Genomic DNA, 17,607 nt, shown 5'->3' on the forward strand with positions numbered 1-17,607 from the left:
CCGGATTCAAACAAGCTGTCATTCTGAGGTCATCATGAAAAAGAATGTATTCATCACATTATTTGTTGCTGCCCTCGCCGGCACGGTTTGGGCGAGCGACGGTGATCCTACGCCACGCAAAGGTATCGACAACAAAGACGATGCACAAGTCAAGCAAGAGATGGCCAAACGCTGGAGATCATGGGGTGCAGGTGACACGCAAAACATGGTGACCCGTGAGATCAAAACTGGCCCTGGCGGCAGCAAAGGCTGCAACACAACTGTGGGCCCCAGCCAGCCAGCGCAAACGCAAGGCTCTGGCCGTTACGGCCCCAAAGATAAACCATCTGTCACCGTGGTCACAGGATCTGTGATCAATGTTTGCAAGTGACAGTCAAAAATTACCCCTGATTGCCTGAATTCTCCAACATCAAGCCATGAGATCTCTCCGCCTGACCCTTAGCGCCATGGCTTTGAGCCTATTAAGTGCTTGCGCAATCAGCCCGCGCGATAACACCAAGTTTTTTGACAGCATACCCACTGACAATATTCCGGTGACAGCGCCCGTGCGCTCGATTTCCAGTTTCAGCGATTCGCTCATGTGCATGGACAAGATGCTGCGCGACTATAAAGTTCCGCAAACCTTGGTGACCAGCAAAATCATTGCTGACTCTTCAGGCAAAGTGTCTGTAGGCATGAAAGATATGGTCATCACGGCACTATCGGTGATGTCGCGCACCAGTGGCGCATTCCGATTTGTAGACTTTGAAGTTGACGCGATCAAACAGGATACGGTTCAAAATCTCACTAATCTGATGCTCAACGCCGGTCAGATGCGACTACAAAAGCCACAGCTCTATATTTCTGGTTCGATTGCGTTCATGGATCAAAACGTATCGGTCAGTCGTATGGGTGGTGGCATCAGCGCTAAGAATTGGGAAGCAGGCTATTCGCGTGATTTCATGGGCACGGTCTTCGGTCTTGAGCTGCATTTGGGTGATTTTGCAACGCGTACATTGGTACCCGGTGTGGAATCTGCCAATCAGCTCGTGCTAGGCAATGCAGGGCACGGTTTTGATGTGGGCGGACGCATCCAGAAAACTGGCGTGCAATTTAACTTCAGCCGCGAAATTTCGCAAGGCCTCGGCCCCGCGGTGCGCACGCTGATTGAGTTGGGTTTGATTGAGCTGATTGGCAAGTGGTCACGTGTTCCGTATTGGCAATGCCTCTCTTTGGATCAGACACATCCCGAATTCCAAGCGCAGATGCGCGCTTGGTGGGACGACATGAGCGGGGATGAGCGTATCAAGCTCTTTCAAAATGCGCTTCGCAGCAGCAGCTATTTCAACGGCAATGCTGACGGCAAACCCAGCGCAGCGCTACGCGAAGCACTGATGAAATATCAAGCAGACAAAGACATTGTGGTCACAGGCAACATGGGCTACGAATCCTACGAGCGACTCACCAAGGACTATGTTAGCTTTGACGGCGCAGGTAAATTCGTACGCGTTGGCTGGGGACCAGCCGACAAGGCCAAAGCAGTCGCCAAAGGTGGTGCTGCGCATGTGGTGATGAGTCAACAAGTGATTGACACTTTTAAACCACGTCATGAGCGCTCATCAATTAACTCTACAGCAACTTTTGAACCCAAGATTTCGATATTGCTGGGTAATCGTGACGGTGAATACACTGTAGGCGAAAGCATGGTCTACTCATTCTTTGTTGATCGCCAATCATTCGTGTATTGCTACTACGTCGATAGCCAAAGAAAAGTAGCGCAGGTCTACCCCAACCCTCTTCAGCGCATGCAGCCGATCAAGGCCAATGCTGCTATCCAAGTTCCTGATTTGAACAACCCTAATACTTTCACGATCGAATTTGACAAACCAGGGCGGCAAGAAGTGGGTTGTTTTGCAACCGATCAAGAGATCATCACACGGCTGCCTCCCTTACTTCGCGGCCCAGCGTTGCAGCCTTTAGCTGGTGTCAGCAGTATTGACGATATGCAACGCGCGTTTGCAACAGCCTTAGGTGCAAATCGATTTGGTATGGCACGCACACCTTGGACCATTGTGCGTAAGTGAGGTTGCAGTGAGAGCAAGCATGGTCTTGATCGGAATGATGTTTGCTAGCATGACTTACGCTCAAACTCTTCACTTAGCCTCCTGCGAGCATGCAGTGATCTTGCGATATGGCACAACAGATGCACCCAAACTGTCTGCTGCGGCTGAGGCATTGGGTGTTAGTCTTCATAGCCAAAGTAATGGTGTGAGTATGCAGTGCAAATCTCCGCAGAAAAAACACTCTTTAAGCGCAGCATCAAGTTCATCTGTTGTGATCATTAACGGCACACGTATCAATCGGGCTTTTGGCACAGGCGCTGTAGCAGAGCAAAATATCGGTGGTCGCAGCAACAAAGAGAGTGGTTCCAAAGCAGATTCACAGGTTGTCGTTACTGTGCCCAGCGGATGGCGAATTCAAGCAAGAAACTGGGTAGGCTCGCTGAGCACGCATGCAGGTATCTGGCAGGCGGATGTGGAGATTTCGGCAGGTGAGATGAGCTTCACTCAACTCAAGGACTCACGCCTTGTCATCGATGCGGGTGATATCAAAGCCCAATCGCTACTAGGCCGACTTGACGCCAGTATGCGCGGAGCAGGAAGTATAGAGGTTGAGCGCGCTAACGATGCGGTGCTGAATTTACAGCTGAACGGTGCAGGCAGCATGACCTTCAAGGGTCGTGCACAGTCTGCCCAGATCCGCGCCAGTGGCGTGGGTAGCATCGAGATCGAAAAACTGGTTAATGAACCTTTCATTCAAGCGAGTAGCCTAGCTACGATCGACATCGGGCGCTGAATCCATGAAGTTAACGCTGCACATTATTTTCATACTGACGATGCTGCTGGGTAGCATCAGTACGGTGAGCTTCTCTCAAATTAAGACAACACCTAAATCACGTGCTGATCCATCACCCACCTTGCAAGTCACTGCGAACCCGCAAGAATCTGCACAAGATTCCTCTTGCGAGAGTCAACCCTCCCTTGAAGGTAGCATTGCCCGCCACAACGGCAAACAACCTACCGGGCGTGTTGACGAGGCACTCGTGGCGCGAGCGCGAACTGGTGACGCTGCAGCAGCCTGGCGCTTAGCACTTGCAAGTTTCCGCGGCGAGTGCCGTGCACCCAATTACAGCGAGATGGCTGTTTATATACAAATCGCACATCAAGCAGGGCACGCTTGCGCAAGCGGTGCCTTGGGGCTTGCCCATGCGCGAGGCTGGGGAGTCAGGCGCGACTTGACTTACGCACGCGAGTTGATTGAGCGCTCCATCCAAGCAGGTTGCACAAGAGCCTACTACTGGAGTTGGCTGGCGGATGAAGCTGCACCCAACCCTAGCGCACGCGAGCGCGCTCGTTCCGACCTAGCTCAAGGAGCTGATCGCAATGATGGGCATGCGCTCAATGCACTCGCAGTACAAAACGAGATCGATCAACAAAGAAACGAAGCACGAAAACTATATCTACGCGCAGCCAATGTGGGCAACGCGACAGCCCGCCTCAATCTTGCTCGCCTCGCACGTTTCTTCTCGCAATCCAGTGAAAAACCCACGATGACCTCGCTCCAACAACGCGCGCAAAGCGGCGAGGCGCAAGCACAGTACCAACTTGCACGCCGTCTGCATCAGGGCGACGGTGTTTCGCCTGACTATGTACAAGCTCTCAAATGGTATAGCCAATCTGCAGCCAAAGGTCACACCGCAGCACGTGAAATGCTCCAGCTTGTGCAAGCACGGCTGGGCAATGCTGCACTTGCCAGCCTGCATACCGTCAACATCAGCGTCATGAGCGATCTGGCGAATGTTGATCTGGCACAGGATGAACTGAACAAACGGCGCGGTATTACGCAGCCGATCGAAGATACAGATCCCTTTTTATTGCTCTGAAGCGCTGGGCATTTTCACCAGCGCTGTTCTTTGAGATAAATAAGAAGCCCCAACTCAATCCAGCTTGATCTCCAGATCAACTGCCAACTTGATCCACACCGGCACATCCCGCTCCCAATCCGCTCGTGTCTCTTTCAAATTCTTCGGCTTGTTCGGAATCGCAAAAGTCTCGCGCAGTTGCGCAGCGCGGGGAGTGTTCGCACCTTCCACGACAACCTGAGACAAAGCTTGCAACACAGCCTCGGGCGTGCCCGCAGGCGCCATCACTGGCAGGCCGCCCTCAAGAGTAACCAAGCGACCTTCAATGCCCTGCTCTGTGAGCGTGGGCACATCGGGGAGCTTGGGGGAGCGGTAAGAGCCCGTCACGCCGATGGCGCGCACGCCGCGCTGCTGCACGGTGGCAAAGGATTGGTAGCTGCCAATGGCCACTTGCACTTGGCCGCCTGCCAGATCCACCCACATAGGCGCTTCGCCTCGGTAGTTGATCGTTTGAATCTTCGTGCCTTCATTGCGATTGGTTTGATCGGCCACCATCTGCGGATACGCTCCGGGCGCATAGCTGCCCATGTTGGTCGGGTTTTGCTTGGCATACGCAATCAACTCGCGGAAAGTGCGCACGCCGATTTTCTCTGGCACGCCCACTATCAGCGGGCCCGATGGATAGAAGGCCACGGGGGTGAGGTCTTTGTCCAAGTTGTAGGGCAGCTTGTTGTAGAGCACGCGGTTTTGCCAGACAGTGCCGGATGTCGTCATGAGCAAGGTGTAGCCGTCTGCAGGCGATTTGGCCACCGCATCAATTGCCAGAATAGCACCCGCGCCGGGCTTGTTTTCCACAATCGCTTGAATACCAAACTTCGCGGTGAGCTGTTCCGCATACAGGCGCGCATAAGCATCCGTGAGGCCACCGGGTGGAAAGGCGACGATGATACGGATGGGCTTGGCTGGCCATTTGGGCTGCTGGGCAATGGCGCTTGGCAAGGCGAGCGATGCCGCTGCTAAACCGCCTGCGGCGAGTACCTTGCGACGCTGGAAAAGAGGGAGCTGAGTCATGTGTGGCCTGCTAAAACTAGGATGTTTGCACCTTACAAGATTCACCGCAAAACCCGCCTCTCACAAACCCTGACCGAGTCTCTTTTAGCTCAGCTAAACCAGCAGGGTTTTCCATAGCATGCGGAACTTCCCCTAGAAGAATTGAATCGTGATTTGACTTTCAATAAAAGGAGACAACCATGAAAGTAAGCCGCCATACTCTGCTGGCCTTCGCTACCGCGTCCGCCTTCATACTCGCCTCATGCGCAAGCACCCCGCCCCCACTTGATGCCAATGCTGTCATGAGCAAAGCCAGCGCGGCGATGGGCGCGGGCGGTGTGCAGAGCCTGCGCTTTGCCGCCACAGGCACGGGTACCACCTATGGCCAAGCTTTCAAGCCTGATACGCAATGGCCGCGCCTGAGCTACAGCAGCTTCTCGCGCCACTATGATTTTGCAAACAGTGCCATGCGCGAAGAGTTCGCACGCGGACGCGCTGAGCCCACGGGTGGCGGCGGCATTCCTTTGATGGGCGAAGGCGAGCAGCGCGCCATCTTCGTGGTGCAAGGCGACTTGGCATGGAATATGGTGGGCCCGGCGCAAGTGGCCGCTCCTGTTGCCACCGATGCTCGCATCCATGACTTGTGGACTTCGCCGCATGGCGTGCTCAAAGCTGCTGCTAAAAATAAAGCCAGCGCTTTTGAAGCAACAGACAACGGTCAAAAATATTCTGTGCTCTCTTTCTCCGAGCCTGGTCGCTTCAATGCCAAAGCCTTCATCAATGCGCAAGGCTTGGTAGAGAAAGTGGAATCACGCTTGCCGCACCCCGTGATGGGCGAAAGCGCCGTGGTCACGATGTATAGCGACTATCGCCAGCAAGGCTCAGCACAATTCCCCATGCGTATCCGCCAAACGCAAGAAGGCGTGAACGTGCTGGACATGCAGGTGAGCGAAGTGCAGGTGAATGCGCCCGTGACTATTGCCGCCACCGATCTCGTGCGCGGCTTCGCAGAGCGCGCCACCAGTGAACAAGCCGCACCCGGCGTTTGGTTCATCGCAGGCGGCTCACACAATAGCGTCGCCATCGAGATGAAAGACCATGTGGTGTTGGTCGAGAGCCCGCTCTATGATGGCCGCGCAGCCGCTGTGATGGCTGAAGTCAAGCGCATCGCGCCCGGCAAGCCGATCCGCTTCTTGGTGAATTCGCATCACCATTTTGACCATTCAGGCGGCGTACGTGCAGCAGCATCAGAGGGCGCCACCATCATCTCCAGCGCAGCCGGTGTGCCCTTCTTCCAGCAAGCGCTGAATAATGCCAACACCATTCGCCCCGACATGCTTTCCAAATCTGGCAAACGTGCGAGCGTCGAAGGCGTGAGCGGCAAACGTGTGCTCACCGATGGTAGCCGCCAAGTCGAGCTGCACCTCATCACAGACAGCATCCACGCCGACGGCTTCGTCATGGCCTACCTGCCGCAAGAGCGCCTACTCATCCAAGCCGATGCCTACACCCCCAGCGCTCCGAATGCAGCGCCTCCAGCCAAGCCAAACGCGAATCACCTCAACTTGATCGACAACATCGAAAAACTCGGCATGAAAGTGGATCGCATCTTGCCCCTGCATGCGCGTATCGTGCCGCTGTCTGAGCTTTATACGACTGCTGGGAAGAAGCTCTGATTACTTAGTTTTAAATTTTTGACAGGCTGCGGGTTTGACGCCACCCGCTCGCCTGCCACGTGACGTGCCCGCAAAAGCCGAGACCTTTCTTGTTGGGCGCTCTTGCCCGCAAGCTCTAAGCTGCTGGTCTTTTGTAGCGCTCTGATCATGGTTGGCCGCGCTCGACTGAGAAAAGCCTCGTCTTTTTCAGACCCATCACGCGGCGGGTAAAGTTATCTGGCGCGTCATTACTTACTACATATTCCATAGCACTCTGCGCAATAAATATGCCGGCAAAGTGCTCAAAAACCTCAAGAACACTGAAAAGCGGCCAGCGGCAGGGCTTGGCGCAAGCAGTGAGCCCCGAGCTGGAAGCGCGCAGCTTTCACAGGTAAAGCGCACAGCGCTTTAGCAAAAACGTGTTTGAGCGTCAGCGAGTTGTTTTTGCGGCCTTTGAAAGCGAGCACTGCACATGCTCCCCGCGAAGCGGGTCGGGGCGGGCTTGCGCTAAGCCCTGCCGCTGGCCGCTGTTCCGCCCCAATCCAGCAGCAATGAATCTGCCTTCGTCGTAGGCTGCTCAGATTCAACAGCCAATTTGTATAAGTCAAGCACCTGCTTTTATGAAGCCTTGAACAAAAGCGTACATCGTCAAAGCAAGGACGCCTGCAACCAACCACCAAGGAACCGATTGATCATTGGGGTTCGGAGTTTTCTTGATATCGCCTTTCAATGCGCGTACCCAAGAAACTGGTTCAACCTCTTCATTTTTGCTCTTACCAAACAAACGCTTGCCAATAATTAGCTCTATGCCTGCAAGGAAGACTCCCCCACATAGCCAGATCCAGACACCAGCAACAGCCAGTCGAAATACAAGATCATCTGACGGATCCATGTTGGGTTTTCCCGACGAGGATTTTGGCAGCGATGGGATTACTCCAGAGCTGTAGAAAAGGTATACCAAAAGCGCCAAAAACGCTGATGAAATAGCAACTACATAGACTCCGATAACAATTTCGGCTTTTCTATCCGAGAGCAGTTTCAGAGCTTTCGCTGCATAGACGATGCATGGGCAAAGAACAATGCCAAAGAACAAAACCCATGCTTGAAAGTAGGTGAGCAACAAATCGCTCACCCCTGCGCAGCAATCTTCTCCGCCTTGCTATGCAACTTATTAAGCGCAGAAAGATAAGCCTTCGCCGAAGCAACAACGATGTCGGGATCTGCGCCGACGCCGTTGACGGTGCGGCCGCTGTTTTGCAGCCGCACCGTCACTTCGCCCTGTGACTCGGTCGATCCGCTGATGGCGTTGACCGAGTACAGCACCATCTCCGCGCCGCTTTTGACGTGCGCTTCGATAGCCTTGAGCGAGGCATCGACCGGCCCATTGCCGCTCGACTCTCCGCGAATTTCTTTGCCGCCCACCGTGATCACGATGGAGGCCTGCGGCTTCTCGCCCGTCTCGCTGCGTTGCGAGAGGGAGATGAAGCCGAAGTGTTCTTTCTCTGCTGTGACGGCCTCATCGCTCACGAGCGCGAGGATGTCTTCGTCAAAAATCTCAGCCTTCTTATCGGCCAGCTCTTTGAAGGCCATGAAGGCGGTGTTGATCTCAGCTTCTGAGCCGAGCACCACGCCCAAATCTTGCAAGCGCTGCTTGAAGGCATTGCGGCCTGAGAGTTTGCCCAAAACGATCTTGTTGGCGCTCCAGCCCACATCTTCCGCGCGCATGATTTCGTAGGTATCGCGCGCTTTGAGCACGCCGTCTTGGTGGATGCCGCTGGCGTGCGCGAATGCGTTTGCACCGACCACCGCTTTATTCGGCTGCACCACGAAGCCTGTGGTTTGGCTCACCATTTTGCTCGCGGAGAGGATTTGCACGGTGTCGATGCCCATGCTCAGGTTGAAATAGTCTTTGCGCGTTTTCACGGCCATGACGATTTCTTCCAAGCTGCAATTGCCAGCGCGCTCGCCCAAGCCGTTGATCGTGCACTCCACTTGGCGCGCGCCGCCGATTTTTACGCCCGCCAAGCTGTTGGCCACGGCCATGCCCAAGTCGTTGTGGCAATGCACGCTCCAGATGGCTTTGTCTGAATTGGGAATACGTTCGCGCAAAGTTTTGATGAAGTTGCCATAGAGCTCAGGAATCGCATAGCCCACGGTATCGGGAATGTTCAGCGTGGTCGCGCCTTCATTGATCACAGCTTCCAACACGCGGCACAAGAAATCCACATCGCTGCGGTAGCCATCTTCCGGGCTGAACTCAATATCGGCACACAGGTTGCGCGCAAAGCGAACCGATTGCTTGGCCTGCTCAAACACCTGATCCGGTGTCATGCGCAGCTTCTTTTCCATGTGCAAGGGGCTGGTGGCGATGAAGGTGTGAATGCGGGCGCGCTCTGCGCCTTTTAAGGCTGCTGCGGCTTGGCCGATATCGCGGTCGTTCGCACGAGCTAGGGAGCAGACGGTGGAATCTTTGATCACATTGGCAATCGCTTGCACGCATTCAAAATCACCATTGGAGCTGGCCGCAAAGCCCGCTTCGATCACATCAACTTTCAGGCGCTCCAACTGGCGGGCGATACGCAGCTTCTCATCTTTGGTCATCGAAGCACCGGGCGACTGCTCGCCATCGCGCAGCGTGGTGTCGAAAATAATCAATTTTTCTGGGGTAGCTGCTGTTGCGTTCATAAGTGGCTCCGAAAAGATGAAGGTAAAAAATGAAAGAGAAAAAACAAAAAGGCCCGTTGGGTTGATTCAACGGGCCTTAAGAGTTTGGGTTATGTGCTCGCGCGTTACCAACTCCGCCCGGGGGGCAGTAGAAGAATAAGGGCGAGCGAAATTCGATTCATGAGTTGGAATATAGCACAGATGTTTTTAAGTGCAAGCATCGTGATCCCATCTCAAAATAATGCTGTCTGCCTCGCATCTGGCGATGGTGGCACGAACTGCGAGAGATCAAGCTGCACACCCTCACGGTTAAAACCATGCTTGCGGCAAGCAGTTTCAAAGCGTTTTTTGATCAGTTCTGCCCAAATGCCCTGCCCCTTCATGCGCGTCGCGAAATTCGCGTCGTAATCCATCCCACCACGCATCTCTTGCACCCGCGCCATCACGCGCTCAGCACGTTGCGGGTAATGTGAGCTAAGCCATTGGCGAAAGAGTGGCGAGATTTCCCAAGGCAGGCGAATCACGGTGTAGAAAGCCGTGCGAGCACCAGCATCCCAAGCAGCTTCTAAGACTTGTTCCATGTCTTCGTTGATGAATGGAATCTGCGGCGCAACGCTCACACCTACAGGCACGCCCACGCTGGCGAGCTTGCGAATCACCTGCAAGCGCCGATGCGGTGCGGCAGCGCGCGGCTCCAAAATGCGCGCAAGCTTTGCATCCATCGTGGTGATCGTCACATATACAGCCACGAGCTTGCGTTGCGCCATCGGCACGAGCAAATCCAAATCGCGCTCCACTCCGCTAGATTTCGTCACCAAGCTCATCGGATGGCCAACCTCAGCCATCAGCTCAATCACTGAGCGCGTGAGCTTGAGCTCGCGCTCGGCAGGCTGATAGCAATCAGTGGCTGAGCCGATATTGATGAGTTGGGGAATGTAGTGCTTGCGCGAAAGCTCCGCGCGTAACACCTGCGCGATATTGCTCTTGGCAATGATCTGCGTCTCAAAATCCAAACCTGGCGAAAGATTGAGATAGCTATGCGTGGGCCGCGCATAGCAATAAATGCAACCATGCTCACAGCCGCGATACGGGTTCACCGAATAGTCAAAATAAATATCCGGCGAATCATTCTTGTTGATCGCCGTGCGCGCCTCCTCAATCCGCACCTGAGTGGCAGGTGGCAAGAGGCTCGCAGCTTCCATCGCCCCTAAATCCAACGTGTCCCACCCATCGTCAAACTGGGCTCTCTCGTCTTGGTTAAACCGATGCGTGATCTTGCTCACCGCCCCTCGCCCTTTGAGCGCGCTCAGAGGGATGAGGGTTTCGGGGACAGGGATGGAATGCTTGGCCACGGCCTATAATACTGTATATAAATACATATTACAATCATCGAAATCTATTGGCATAGACTGCGTGTCAACAGCAATGTACGTTCGTCATTTCTTTACATTAGCGTTTAAAGTATTAAAGATCAGTGTAAGCCTTTGATTTAATTTGGTATTTTCAGCACTTATCTATGTCAGACAGCGTCTTCATGAAAAGTATTCAGGCATTGATTGCCATTCCACTTCTTACGATGATACAAATGGCTGCCGCTCAATCTGGATGCTCTCAAGGATTTATTAATCCGCATCGACTTTATTTGCACAACGAAGCAAAGGCCTCGGTTACGCCACTGTCTCTGGCTGCTGGCGAGCCTCTGGGCACTGTCATGTACAAGGCGCGCAAAGACTCTCAATTGAGCAGCTTGGACGACTATCTGGGCAAATTCTGCACGACAGGATTTCTGGTGCTGCACAAGGGACAGGTTGTTTTCGAGAAGTATCAGCAAGGTGTGCGGCCAGACGACATGCTGCTATCAGCGTCGATGTCCAAGACCATCCTTTCTCTGATCATGGGGGTGGCCATTGCGGAAGGCAAACTGGCATTGAATGATCGCGTTCAAGATATCCTGCCAGACTTCAAAGATAGTGCGTTCGCAGATAACACGATCGAAGAACTTCTATGCATGACTACAGGGGTTGAGCTGAAGAATTCTTACGTGCGGGGCGAGACCTCGGACAATCAGGCGACGAACCCCATGATTTCGCCTCGCCAAAATATGCGCTCGTACCTGAGTCAAAAGAAGGGGCTTGCAGCAGCAGGAAAGCGGTTCGACTACAACGGAGCGGTGTCAGCATTACTTGGGCTCACGCTTAGTGCTCGTACCGGCAAAAGCAATACGGACTATCTGGCGGAGAAGATATGGCAGCCTATGGGGGCAAAGAGCAACGGTTACTGGATTAAAAACAATAACGGTGAAGAAGGCGTACAGGGGCAATTTGCCGCTACGTTAAGCGACTATGCCAAGCTCGGCTATCTGGTGATGAACCAAGGAGCCATAAACGGGAAGCAGCTGATTCCTGCGTCTTGGATTGCACATATGACCACCCTCAGACGAGATCTGCCTCAATCCTCCGGGCCGCCCTACTATGGCTTACATGTCTGGATACCACAGGCTGCTGGTGGAAGATCGTTTTTCTGGGGCACCAACGGACAAAATATTTTCGTCGATCCCATTGCACAAGTCGTTATTGTCCACACAGGCAACAGCCCCAATGCAGAATTCCATGGCAACGATCATCTATTTCCGTTGCGGGATGCAATTGTGACCAAGCTATCAAGTCGATAAATGGGCTGAATGGATAGTCAAACCTTCTCAGCAATCGCCTTCTGAATCAAAGCCACAGCATCAGCCAAGGGCATCACCGTCCCTTGCGTCGCACCACGCGCGCGAACGGCGATCGTGCCGGTTTCTACTTCGCGGTCGCCCATGACCAATATGTACGGGATTTTCTTGGAGGCGGCTTCGGCGATCTTGCGGGTGATTTTCTCGCCGCGCGTATCGGTCTCTACACGCAGGCCAGCGGTGCGAAGCTGCGCGGCCACTTTTGGCACATGGTCGGCTTGCGCATCGGTGATGTTGCAGACCACAGCTTGCACAGGCGCGAGCCATGCTGGGAGCGCGCCTGCGTGTTGCTCGATCAAGATACCGATGAAACGCTCCAAGCTGCCAACGATGGCGCGGTGGAGGACGATGGGGCGTTTGCGGACGCCATCGCTATCGACGAAATCTGCATCTAAGCGTTCGGGCAAATTCGGATCGACCTGAATCGTGCCGCATTGCCATGGGCGGCCTAGCGCGTCTTTCAGCGTGTATTCGATCTTCGGGCCATAGAAAGCGCCCTCGCCTGGCAGGTATTCGAAATCGCAGCCGCTGGCCTTCAAACCTTCGGCGAGCGCGGCTTCGGCTTTGTCCCAGCTCTCTTCGGTGCCGATGCGTTTTTCGGGGCGGGTGGAGAGCTTGTAGATGATGTTGTTGAAGCCGAAATCGGCATAGACTTTTTTCAGCAGCGTGGTGAAGGCAATCACCTCGGATTGGATTTGATCTTCGGTACAGAAGATGTGGCCATCGTCTTGCGTGAACGCGCGCACGCGCATGATGCCGTGCAGCCCGCCGGTGGGCTCATTGCGATGGCAGTTGCCGAATTCGCCGTAGCGCAGGGGCAGATCGCGGTAGCTCTTGATGCCTTGCTTGAAGATCAAGATGTGGCCGGGGCAGTTCATCGGCTTCAAAGCGTAATCACGCTTTTCGCTCTCAGTGACGAACATGTTTTCGCGGTATTTATCCCAATGGCCAGTCTTCTCCCACAGGCTCTGATCGAGAATCTGGGGGCCTTTGACCTCTTGGTAGCCGTTGTCGGTATACACCTTGCGCATGTATTGCTCAACCTGCTGCCACAGCGTCCAGCCCTTGGGATGCCAAAACACGGTGCCAGGGCTGTGCTCATCAATGTGGAACATATCCAGCTCTTTGCCGAGCTTGCGGTGATCGCGCTTTTCGGCCTCTTCGAGCATGGTGAGGTGCTGCGCCAAATCTTCTTTGCTCGCAAACGCCACGCCATACACGCGCTGCAGCATCTCGTTGCGATGATCGCCGCGCCAATACGCGCCGGCCACTTTCATGAGCTTGAAGAATTTGAGCTTGCCTGTGCTGGGCACGTGAGGGCCACGGCACAGATCTTCAAACGCGCCTTCGCGATACAAGCTCACCTCTTGGCCTGCGGGGATGCTGCCGATGATCTCGGCTTTGTAATGCTCGCCTAGGCTTTTGAAATATTCCACAGCCTCATCGCGCGGGAGAACGCGGCGCGTGACTTTCTCATCCTTCGCGGCGAGCTCGCCCATCTTCTTTTCAATCGCAGCCAAATCCTCTGGCGTGAACGGGCGTTTGTAGGAAAAGTCGTAATAAAAGCCGTGCTCAATCACGGGGCCAATCGTGACTTGCGCCTCGGGGAACAGCTCTTTCACCGCATAGGCTAGCAGGTGAGCCGTCGAGTGGCGAATCATCTCCAAGCCATCGGCATCTTTGGCGGTGATGATGGACAGCTTGGCATCTTTTTGAATAGTGAAACTGGTATCGACCAAGTTGCCGTCAACCTTGCCGCCGAGCGCGGCCTTCGCCAAGCCAGCGCCAATTGAAGCGGCCACGTCAAACACCGTCACAGCTTGCTCAAAGCTGCGCTGCGAACCATCGGGCAAAGTGATCTGAACCATCTCAAACATCCTCAAAACAAGTCAAACGGGCATAAAAAAAGCGGCTTGGAAGAAGCCGCTTACTATAAAATTAGTAGCACTCAGCGCAGATTCCACGCCGGCTTCTGCCATATTTGGCATAAAAAAGCGGTCGTAGTTCGCGGTGTCATAACCTGCATTGCCTTTCCCGAGCCTTGTGCGTTAAAAACAAGATTTTAGCTGATGCACAACTCACAATGTGCCCACGATGGTGGACTCATCGTTTGGAGCGATATAGCCGCTACCGCCGCAGCGCAGGCAGCTGGTAATCAAAGTTTGCTTTTGGACTTCGAAATTTTCATTGATGTTTTCACTCTCAATACGAAGTTCTCCGGTGCCATGACAATCGCCACAAGGGCTGCGCACGAAGGCGCCGGTTTTGTCTGTATCAAAAGTGCTCATTTCTGTCTCCTAAGCCACTGCCAAAACAGTGTAATACAAAGTGCGAAAAGTTTCAGCATTTTGTATCCAGCGTGCTTGGGCAAGTGATAATCGTGGCATGGCTTCTTCTAACAAAATTCTCTATGGCTTTCATGCCGTAGGCGTGCGCCTCAAAACAGCCGCTCCATCCATTCTTGAACTGCACATCGACGTGACGCGACGTGATGCACGCATGAAGCAGTTTCAAGAGCGCGCCAAGGAAGCAGCGGCCAGCACGCCAGGCCTCAAACTCATCGAATCTGATGGCGCTCGCCTCACGCGTATGTGTGGGGGCATGATGCACCAAGGCGTCGTGGCTGTTGTCAATCCTTTGGTGCAAGCTCGCTCTGTGGATGATGTGCTGGAGCAATTGGAAGCCGCTCAAACTAGTCAAGCACCACTCATCTTGGTACTTGATGGCGTGACAGATCCCCACAATCTCGGCGCTTGCCTGCGGGTGGCCGACGGCGCGGGCGTGCATGCCGTGATCGCACCGAAAGATCATGCCGTTGGCATCAACGCCACTGTCGCCAAAGTCGCTAGTGGCGCAGCAGAAACTGTGCCCTATCTGATGGTGACGAATCTCGCACGCACTTTGAATGAGCTCAAAGAGCGCAACATCTGGGTCATCGGCACCAGTGAAGACGCTGAAAAAACCATTCACGACATCGACCTCAAAGGCCCAGTCGCTCTCGTGCTGGGCGCTGAAGGCCCCGGTATGCGCCAACTCACACGCAAGACCTGCGATGAGCTGGTGCGCATTCCCATGCTCGGTGCGGTAGAGAGCTTGAATGTATCGGTGGCCAGTGCAGTGTGCTTGTATGAGGCGGTGAGGCAGCGCGCTTGTGCCAACCCATCAAGCTCTTGATCACCAACGGATGAAGCAGCGTTTTTTGATTGCAAGTGTTGGGAGTTTGGGCGACGCTTTGCCTTATTTGCATCTGGCGCAGCAATTACAAGGCATAGGGCATGAAGTGCGCCTGTTTTGCAATGAGGAGCATCGTGCGCGCATTGAGCGAGCAGGTATCGAATTCGTGTCTGCTGGGCTTGATTTGGCTTACGAGTCCACTCTGCAAAATCCAAACTTATGGCATCCGGTCAAAGGTATGGGTGTTCTCTGGCGTGGCCTGCTTGCACCTTGCATCGTCCCTTTGTACCAAACCATCAGAGATTTACCGGGCGGCTGTAAAAATTGGCATGTGATTGCTGGCCCGCAAATGCTTGGGGCACGGCTCGCACAGGAGCACCTAGGTGCGCGTTTGATCAGCGTGTACACCGCGCCCAATATGCTGCGCACCTGCATTGCCCCCACCACCGTAGCCCATACATACTGGCCAAAATACACGCCTCGCTGGCTGGTGTCTGCCATGTGGGCCGCTGTGGATCGCTACAAGCTAGATCCGATGGCACGCAGCACACTGACGCGCATTTGCACCGAGCTAGCTATCAAGCCGCCGCCACAACATATCAGCCTCTTTGGCCAATGGGTGCACTCGACAGAGCGCGGCATCACCTTGTATCCGGCTTGGTTCAGCCCAGTGCCTAAAGATCAACCTGATCACATTGTTTCAGGTGATTTCCCCCTGCCAGCACACTCAAATGCCAGCGGTGTCCTGAGCTATGAATTGCAAGCTTTTCTGCAAAGCGGACGCCCTCCGATCGTGGTGATGCTAGGCAGCGCGATGCAGCACGCCGCGCATCTCTACGCGCGTTGGCTGGAGGCTGCACTCTCTGCTGGCCAGCGCGCTATCCTGATCAGCGCCGATGCCTCTCAGCTGCCCAGCACAAAGCATACAGATGTGCTGACCATCGCCTTTGCGCCGTTTGAAACCCTGCTTCCTCAAGCCAGCGTACTGATACATCATGGCGGCATTGGCAGCTGCATCCAAGCGCTTTCTGCTGGCATCCCGCAAATCGTCCAACCACACAGCCATGATCAATTTGAAAATGCACGCTGTGCACAGGCTTTAGGAGCTGCCCTGAGATTGGGGCGAGATGCCTCTGCACAGCAGATGCATCACATCCTTCTTGCTGCGCTGAGGCCAGAGTGCCAAACTGCGGCGAAGGCGGCACAAGCCAAGATGCCTGCCAATGGCTTGGCACGGCTTGGCCATTTGATCGCGAGTTGAGCATGGCTTTCTTGCGGCATGTCATATTTATCGGCGGCTACGACCCCAAAGGGGGCAAACGCGTTTACGTAGAGCAGAAAAAACAAGCTTCGCTCTATGCCGAGCGCTTTGGCAAGAAGATCAATATCAGTGATGTCGACAAAAGCCAAAATTTGCGATTGACATGGTCTCTGCACAACCCGCAAGACGATGTAACGACGCAATTTGATTTGCTGCAATGGGATGATTTGGTGCGCCAGCGCTGGGCGCGCACGGATGCGCAAGTCGTGCGTGAAGCGCTCGCATCCTTATGGGAGTTTGTGTCTACTGGGCAAATTGTGCAGATGTGGAGGCTCTCGCGCCCTTTGGTCTACGCCGCATTGCTACCTTACACACTTGCATTGCTTGCCATGGCTTTGCCGATGCTGGCTGGCGGGCTGTCAGCGCTTGTGCTGCGCATGCTCGGTGCTCAAAGCACCCTTGCTTGGGCAATTGGAGCTGTCGTGGCTTCTCTCAGCGCTGCTCTAGCCTATCGCGAGTTGCGTAAAGTTCCCGTCACTTGGTTTTTACGGGTGGTGGCTTTCGCACGGCACTACGCACATGAAACAGATCAGCAACCTCAAGAGCTTTTTTATCGCGAGCGCATCCGCGCTTGGACACAAGAGTTGGTATCCAATTTAGCCACTTCTCATGCCGATGAAATCTTGATTGTCGGCTACAGCGCTGGCTCGATCATCGCTACAGGCCTGCTGCCCGAATTAAGCCGCACCTTGCCCTCTGAGCAGCGCAGTAAACTGGCTTTGCTCACCTTGGGCAACTGCATTCCAGTAACAGCCGCTTCGCCAGCAGCCCATGCCACAAGGCAAGATCTGAAAGACATTGCCGCGCAGAACCACTTCTGGGTGGACATCACTTCGCCCACTGATTGGGGCTCGATCCATGGCATCGACGATGCAAGCCGTTATGCGCAAATGCCAGCCAGCCCTTTCAGAAAGCAAATTTCACCGCGCCTTCATACTCTTTTTACCCCCACCAGCTATGAGGCCCTGCGCAAAGATAAATATCGGGTTCACCAGCAATACTTACTTTGCACCGAGCTGCTGGGTGATGATCCGCAGGCTTATGATTACCTGATGCTGATTTGTGGATCCCTTTCCTTGCAACAACGCTATGCCAGCCCAGCGCCTTAAGCTCA

The 17,607-nt window shown here is 54.3% G+C and carries 15 protein-coding genes; 9 read left to right on the forward strand and 6 right to left on the reverse strand.

All coding sequences use genetic code 11. The features are described from left to right. Positions 1–34: 34 nt before the first annotated feature. The 4 genes from KIH26_RS08525 to KIH26_RS08540 are packed head-to-tail and all read left to right on the forward strand — an operon-like array spanning position 35 to position 3,922. Complete coding sequence (locus KIH26_RS08525) at positions 35–370, forward strand: hypothetical protein (RefSeq protein ID WP_213444044.1); 336 nt, start codon at positions 35–37, stop codon at positions 368–370. Positions 371–416: 46 nt separating this feature from the next. Continuing rightward, on the forward strand, positions 417–2,063 hold the full coding sequence (locus tag KIH26_RS08530; RefSeq protein ID WP_213444045.1) for a DUF4384 domain-containing protein: 1,647 nt from the start codon (positions 417–419) through the stop codon (positions 2,061–2,063). Between the two features lie 49 nt (positions 2,064–2,112). Then, positions 2,113–2,835, forward strand: coding sequence for a GIN domain-containing protein (locus KIH26_RS08535; RefSeq protein ID WP_213444046.1), 723 nt, complete (start codon positions 2,113–2,115; stop codon positions 2,833–2,835). Positions 2,836–2,839: 4 nt separating this feature from the next. Continuing rightward, on the forward strand, positions 2,840–3,922 hold the full coding sequence (locus KIH26_RS08540) for a tetratricopeptide repeat protein (RefSeq protein WP_213444048.1): 1,083 nt from the start codon (positions 2,840–2,842) through the stop codon (positions 3,920–3,922). Positions 3,923–3,976: 54 nt separating this feature from the next. On the opposite strand, the gene KIH26_RS08545 is transcribed toward KIH26_RS08540, so the two are convergent. After that, complete coding sequence (locus KIH26_RS08545) at positions 3,977–4,972, reverse strand: Bug family tripartite tricarboxylate transporter substrate binding protein (protein ID WP_213444049.1); 996 nt, start codon at positions 4,970–4,972, stop codon at positions 3,977–3,979. Between the two features lie 179 nt (positions 4,973–5,151). On the opposite strand from KIH26_RS08545, the gene KIH26_RS08550 reads away from it, so the two are divergent. After that, positions 5,152–6,627, forward strand: coding sequence for an MBL fold metallo-hydrolase (locus KIH26_RS08550; RefSeq protein WP_213444050.1), 1,476 nt, complete (start codon positions 5,152–5,154; stop codon positions 6,625–6,627). A 583-nt stretch (positions 6,628–7,210) separates the two neighbouring features. Here KIH26_RS08550 and KIH26_RS08555 read toward each other — a convergent pair. The 3 genes from KIH26_RS08555 to KIH26_RS08565 all read right to left on the reverse strand — a co-directional run bounded on the left by KIH26_RS08555 (position 7,211) and on the right by KIH26_RS08565 (position 10,622). Further along, positions 7,211–7,738 carry a hypothetical protein gene (locus tag KIH26_RS08555; RefSeq protein ID WP_213444051.1) on the reverse strand — a complete coding sequence of 176 codons (528 nt, stop codon included), beginning with the start codon at positions 7,736–7,738 and terminating at the stop codon, positions 7,211–7,213. Then, complete coding sequence (locus KIH26_RS08560) at positions 7,735–9,291, reverse strand: 2-isopropylmalate synthase (protein WP_213444052.1); 1,557 nt, start codon at positions 9,289–9,291, stop codon at positions 7,735–7,737. The genes KIH26_RS08555 and KIH26_RS08560 overlap by 4 nt, the downstream gene beginning before the upstream one ends. 212 nt (positions 9,292–9,503) lie before the next feature. Then, on the reverse strand, positions 9,504–10,622 hold the full coding sequence (locus tag KIH26_RS08565; RefSeq protein ID WP_349627854.1) for a PA0069 family radical SAM protein: 1,119 nt from the start codon (positions 10,620–10,622) through the stop codon (positions 9,504–9,506). Positions 10,623–10,786: 164 nt separating this feature from the next. Here KIH26_RS08565 and KIH26_RS08570 point away from each other — a divergent pair, with 164 nt between their 5' ends. Beyond that, the gene (locus KIH26_RS08570; RefSeq protein WP_213444054.1) at positions 10,787–11,941 is read left to right on the forward strand and encodes a serine hydrolase domain-containing protein; all 1,155 of its coding nucleotides are present in this window, start codon (positions 10,787–10,789) and stop codon (positions 11,939–11,941) included. A 17-nt stretch (positions 11,942–11,958) separates the two neighbouring features. Here KIH26_RS08570 and thrS read toward each other — a convergent pair whose 3' ends face one another. After that, entirely contained in the window at positions 11,959–13,866 is a 1,908-nt protein-coding gene (gene thrS / locus KIH26_RS08575) for a threonine--tRNA ligase (protein WP_213444055.1), read from the reverse strand. Between the two features lie 210 nt (positions 13,867–14,076). Continuing rightward, on the reverse strand, positions 14,077–14,286 hold the full coding sequence (locus tag KIH26_RS08580) for a hypothetical protein (protein ID WP_213444056.1): 210 nt from the start codon (positions 14,284–14,286) through the stop codon (positions 14,077–14,079). Positions 14,287–14,383: 97 nt separating this feature from the next. On the opposite strand from KIH26_RS08580, the gene rlmB reads away from it, so the two are divergent. From rlmB to KIH26_RS08595, 3 genes are read left to right on the forward strand one after another with little or no spacing between them, the layout of a single operon-like run. After that, positions 14,384–15,172, forward strand: a complete 789-nt coding sequence (rlmB, locus tag KIH26_RS08585; protein ID WP_213444058.1) for a 23S rRNA (guanosine(2251)-2'-O)-methyltransferase RlmB — start codon at positions 14,384–14,386, stop codon at positions 15,170–15,172. A gap of 10 nt (positions 15,173–15,182) precedes the next feature. Then, positions 15,183–16,433, forward strand: coding sequence for a glycosyltransferase (locus KIH26_RS08590; RefSeq protein ID WP_213444059.1), 1,251 nt, complete (start codon positions 15,183–15,185; stop codon positions 16,431–16,433). Next, on the forward strand, positions 16,352–17,602 hold the full coding sequence (locus KIH26_RS08595; RefSeq protein ID WP_213444060.1) for a hypothetical protein: 1,251 nt from the start codon (positions 16,352–16,354) through the stop codon (positions 17,600–17,602). Before KIH26_RS08590 ends, KIH26_RS08595 begins: the two co-directional genes overlap by 82 nt. Positions 17,603–17,607: the final 5 nt, after the last annotated feature.

Origin of the sequence: Variovorax sp. PCZ-1, from assembly GCF_018413605.1 — a bacterium.
In the GTDB taxonomy this organism is placed as follows: Bacteria; Pseudomonadota; Gammaproteobacteria; order Burkholderiales; family Burkholderiaceae_C; genus JANMDU01.

Bases quoted from the DNA above. Each gene is read 5' to 3' on its own strand.
- rlmB (WP_213444058.1), top strand. From the start codon at position 14,384: ATGGCTTCTTCTAACAAAATTCTCTATGGCTTTCATGCCGTAGGCGTG.
- thrS (WP_213444055.1), bottom strand. From the start codon at position 13,866: ATGGTTCAGATCACTTTGCCCGATGGTTCGCAGCGCAGCTTTGAGCAA.
- KIH26_RS08530 (WP_213444045.1), top strand. From the start codon at position 417: ATGAGATCTCTCCGCCTGACCCTTAGCGCCATGGCTTTGAGCCTATTA.
- KIH26_RS08570 (WP_213444054.1), top strand. From the start codon at position 10,787: ATGTCAGACAGCGTCTTCATGAAAAGTATTCAGGCATTGATTGCCATT.
- KIH26_RS08560 (WP_213444052.1), bottom strand. From the start codon at position 9,291: ATGAACGCAACAGCAGCTACCCCAGAAAAATTGATTATTTTCGACACC.
- KIH26_RS08545 (WP_213444049.1), bottom strand. From the start codon at position 4,972: ATGACTCAGCTCCCTCTTTTCCAGCGTCGCAAGGTACTCGCCGCAGGC.
- KIH26_RS08580 (WP_213444056.1), bottom strand. From the start codon at position 14,286: ATGAGCACTTTTGATACAGACAAAACCGGCGCCTTCGTGCGCAGCCCT.
- KIH26_RS08540 (WP_213444048.1), top strand. From the start codon at position 2,840: ATGAAGTTAACGCTGCACATTATTTTCATACTGACGATGCTGCTGGGT.
- KIH26_RS08525 (WP_213444044.1), top strand. From the start codon at position 35: ATGAAAAAGAATGTATTCATCACATTATTTGTTGCTGCCCTCGCCGGC.
- KIH26_RS08550 (WP_213444050.1), top strand. From the start codon at position 5,152: ATGAAAGTAAGCCGCCATACTCTGCTGGCCTTCGCTACCGCGTCCGCC.
- KIH26_RS08535 (WP_213444046.1), top strand. From the start codon at position 2,113: ATGACTTACGCTCAAACTCTTCACTTAGCCTCCTGCGAGCATGCAGTG.
- KIH26_RS08590 (WP_213444059.1), top strand. From the start codon at position 15,183: ATGAAGCAGCGTTTTTTGATTGCAAGTGTTGGGAGTTTGGGCGACGCT.